This window comes from Microcystis sp. LSC13-02 (assembly GCA_002282935.1).
In the GTDB taxonomy this organism is placed as follows: Bacteria; Cyanobacteriota; Cyanobacteriia; order Cyanobacteriales; family Microcystaceae; genus Microcystis.
This window is the reverse complement of the sequence record MTBT01000080.1, coordinates 1-4,046: the sequence shown is the minus strand read 5'-3', so window position 1 is coordinate 4,046 and position 4,046 is coordinate 1. Positions and strand designations below refer to the sequence as shown.

The 4,046-nt window shown below is 41.5% G+C and carries 3 protein-coding genes; 2 read left to right on the top strand and 1 reads right to left on the bottom strand.

Going from position 1 to position 4,046, the window contains the following annotated elements; genetic code table 11:
• Nucleotides 1–216 precede the first annotated feature (216 nt).
• Nucleotides 217–813, top strand: coding sequence for a nucleotide-binding protein (locus BGL89_RS04825; RefSeq protein WP_158199866.1), 597 nt, complete (start codon nucleotides 217–219; stop codon nucleotides 811–813).
• Nucleotides 814–968: 155 nt separating this feature from the next.
• Complete coding sequence (bchB, locus tag BGL89_RS04820) at nucleotides 969–2,495, top strand: ferredoxin:protochlorophyllide reductase (ATP-dependent) subunit B (protein ID WP_286824703.1); 1,527 nt, start codon at nucleotides 969–971, stop codon at nucleotides 2,493–2,495.
• Nucleotides 2,496–2,541: 46 nt separating this feature from the next.
• Here bchB and BGL89_RS04815 read toward each other — a convergent pair whose 3' ends face one another.
• Nucleotides 2,542–3,669 (bottom strand): class I SAM-dependent methyltransferase, encoded by a 1,128-nt coding sequence (locus BGL89_RS04815; RefSeq protein WP_286824702.1) that lies wholly within the window; start codon nucleotides 3,667–3,669, stop codon nucleotides 2,542–2,544.
• Nucleotides 3,670–4,046 lie beyond the last annotated feature (377 nt).

Here is a 4,046-nt window from a genome sequence, read left to right as displayed (position 1 = left end):
AGGTGCAACCCTGGAAGTTCTTAAGTGCTATATTAAAGATCAAGAAAAGCCGTCGTAAAACGACGGGGTTTTAACCCAAATTTTCGATAATGTCGAGACAGCCACGCTCAAAAATCTAGAATCCTGACTGATAGCCTTTCTGAACGGAAACTTAGACGGTTTTCAGTCCGTCTGGGAGTACACTAGAAAATACCCATTTATTCCATCGAGCCGTTCATGATTATTTCCGTCGTAGCACTGAAGGGAGGGGTCGGGAAAACCACCACATCGATTCATTTGGCCGCCTATTTTCAGGAAAAAGCGCCCACCTTATTGATCGATGCGGATAAAAATCGTTCGGCTCTCCATTGGTCCCGGGAAGACACCCTTCCTTTTATGGTAGCGTCCCAAGCTGGAGCGACGGGACTGGTGAAACAATACACTCATATTATCGTCGATACCCAGGCCCGGCCAGAGCCAGACGAGCTAAAAGATTTAGCTCAGGGCAGCGATTTATTAATCCTACCCACCACTCCCAATCATCTCGATATCGATGTCACGATTAAAGCGGTAGAATTGCTGTCCACGATGACCGATAATTATCGAGTTCTTTTAACCCAAGTGGATTCACGGACAAAAACAGGACGAGAAGCGCGGAAAGCTCTAGAAGAAGCAAAATTACCCCTATTTAAGCGAGAAATTCCCCGTTTAGTTGCTTTTGAACGAGCGGCCGAAAAAGCAGTCATCGTCAAAGATTATCCCGACCCCCGGTCCAATTTCGGTTGGCTTTGTTACCAAGCGGTCGGTAAAGAAATTTTTGCCCTAATGACATAAATTGTTAAAAAAGTTAATATTAATATTTGTGTCATTTTTCCCCAAAAAGATACTTAATCTGTATGGGGACTTTTTGTAATCTTCCGTTAAGCGTTCACTCCTAAATCGGTAAAGTCTGAGACAATCAAAAAAGTCTGACTGTAGGAGAACCCTCTATGAAATTGGCCTATTGGATGTATGCGGGTCCCGCTCATATTGGCACTTTAAGGATCGCCAGTTCCTTTAAAAATGTTCATGCTATCATGCACGCTCCTCTGGGAGACGATTATTTTAACGTCATGCGCTCGATGTTGGAAAGGGAGCGTAATTTTACCCCCGTCACTACTAGTATTGTCGATCGTAATGTTTTAGCCCGGGGTTCCCAAGAAAAAGTCGTCGATAATATTGTTCGCAAAGATCGCGAAGAAAGTCCCGATTTAATCGTTTTAACTCCCACCTGTACCTCCAGCATTCTCCAAGAGGATTTACAAAACTTTGTCGAAAGAGCGCGACAGGATGCCGAGGGGGATGTGCTGCTGGCCGATGTCAACCACTATCGCTATAATGAACTACAAGCGGCCGATAAAACTCTCTATCAAATTATCAAATATTATCTCGATAAGGCCCAGAGAAAGGGGGAAATTATCTCGCAGAAAACCCCTAAACCTTCGGTTAATATTATCGGCATTACCACCCTCGGTTTCCATAACCAACATGATCGCACAGAATTAAAGCGGTTAATGGCAGATTTGGACATTGAAGTTAATGACATTATCCCCGAAGCTGCCTCCGTAGAAAACTTAAAAAATCTGCCCCGCGCTTGGTTTAATCTGGTTCCCTATCGAGAAGTGGGATTAATGACAGCCAAATATCTCGAAAGTGAATTCGCCATGCCTTACGTTGATATTACCCCCATGGGAGTGGTGGAAACAGCGCGCTGTATTCGCAAAATTCAAGAGGTAATTAATGCCCAAGGTGCGGCAGTAGATTACGAAGATTTTATCAATGAACAAACTCTGCATATCTCCCAAGCTGCTTGGTTTTCTCGTTCCATTGACTGTCAGAATTTAACGGGCAAAAAAGCGGTGGTTTTTGGTGATAATACCCACGCAGCCGCTATGACAAAAATTCTCGCCAGAGAGATGGGAATCCATGTGGTTTTAGCGGGGACTTATTGTAAGTATGATGCGGATTGGTTCCGGGAACAAGTGAGTGAATATTGCGATGAAGTGTTAATTAGCGATGATAATGGGGCGATAGGAGATGCTATTGCTCGGTTGGAACCGGCGGCGATATTTGGTACTCAAATGGAACGTCATGTGGGCAAACGTTTAGATATTCCCTGTGGAGTAATTGCCGCACCTATTCATATCCAAAATTTCCCCCTCGGTTATAAACCTTTCTTAGGTTACGAAGGCACTAATCAGATCGCCGATTTGGTCTATAATTCCTTTACTTTGGGTATGGAAGATCACCTATTAGAGATATTCGGTGGTCATGATACAAAAGAGGTAATTACTAAAGGTATCTCGGCAGATTCTGACCTAAATTGGAATAAGGAAGCGACGGCAGAATTACAGAAAATACCCGGTTTTGTGCGGGGGAAAGTCAAACGAAATACCGAAAAATTCGCCCGGGAGCGAGGTATTGGTGAAATAACTTTAGAGGTAATGTATGCGGCTAAAGAATCCGTAGGAGCTTAATTATTCTTGGGGCTGAAATTTAACAGCATTCAGCCCTTTTTTTTAGTTATTTACTTAATCCCTGAAGTATTCTTTCTTCTACTCCTTTCCCCTGAATTAACACTCCAAATCCTCCTAAACCGGTGGGATTGATTAATTGATGTAGGGCATCTCGACGCTGAAATATAGTTAATATATCGATTTTTCCTTGAGAAAGTTGATTTAATCTATCCCCTAATCCCAAAGCCATTAAAAATAATCCTTGCTGAGTAAAACCGAGATTTTTTAAGCCTAATTTCTCCCCTTGACGTTGTAAAGCGGTAAAATCCACATGAGTGGTAATATCTTGTTCTCCCACCCACAAATAAGGATGATCATGACGCTGATGTTGTCGATAACATTGTAGGGTTCCTTGACTTCTTTGGGGATGATAATATTTTTCGGCAGTGTAACCATAATCTATGGTTAAAATATAACCTCGATCGAGTTTCCGATTAACCGTTTCTAACCAGTCTAAAGCTAATAAGTTTACCTCGGTTTGATAACCCTCTGGATAAAGTGGGGAAGGAATATTTATCCCCACTAAATCAAAATAGTCTTTGATTCTGTCGCTGGATAAATCTCCGATAATCTCCTGAAAAGGTTCCCCCAATTCCAGATAAATTTCTCGCAATTCCCCTGACTCAATCACAACTCGATGGACAGGAAAAGCATCGATTAACTCATTACTAAACACACAACCCACAAGGGAATTATCGGCTAAATTCGGCCAACTTTGCCAAGATACTGGGGAATATCCCGCTAAAGTTGCCCGTTGTCTTTCCCTGAGTTTCTGAGATTGTTCGATAATTATATAACTGAGATTTTGATAAAAATCAGCATAGCTATCACTTAAATAATCAAGGATATCTTTCGCTAAAATTCCCGAACCTGCTCCCACTTCCACTAAAGTAAATCCCGGCGAATTACCTAAAAATGCCGCCATCTCGACAAATTGCTCTGCCAACAATTGACCAAAATCTGCCCCTAGGGACGAGGAAGTAAAAAAATCTCCTTTTGAGCCAATTTCTACTTTTCCAGAGGCGTAATAGCCATAATCGGGGTGATAGAGAGCTAAATCCATCCAGCGCTCGAAGCTAATTCGACCCGCTGCTGATTGTTTAATTTCCTCTAGGATGATTGCTTCTAAATTCATCTTAATCAGTAAACAGTAAACAGGTATAAAGATAAAGATAAAGATAAAGATAACTAATACTAAATCCGTTGAATATAGGCTACATAAGGGGAATAAATAATCAGTCTTTAATAACCAGATTTAGTATAACGGCTCTTCTAGGTTCTGTGTGATCAGTTTAACTTACATAGGATCGATCGATCTTTGTGTCCTTTGTGTCTGGTGTGGTTTCTTCCACCCCCTCGCTAGGAGAAATGTATCTTAGAATACATTTTACCCACCAAATCCAAGAGAGCCGTATAACTAACTATACTTTAGACGTTCATAATCTGAGATTTATTAAACTTCTGAAATCGTAGAGTCAGCAAGGAATCCAGTTCTTTTTTATGTTTCAGATG

Bases quoted from the DNA above. Each gene is read 5' to 3' on its own strand.
- BGL89_RS04825 (WP_158199866.1), top strand. From the start codon at position 217: ATGATTATTTCCGTCGTAGCACTGAAGGGAGGGGTCGGGAAAACCACC.
- bchB (WP_286824703.1), top strand. From the start codon at position 969: ATGAAATTGGCCTATTGGATGTATGCGGGTCCCGCTCATATTGGCACT.
- BGL89_RS04815 (WP_286824702.1), bottom strand. From the start codon at position 3,669: ATGAATTTAGAAGCAATCATCCTAGAGGAAATTAAACAATCAGCAGCG.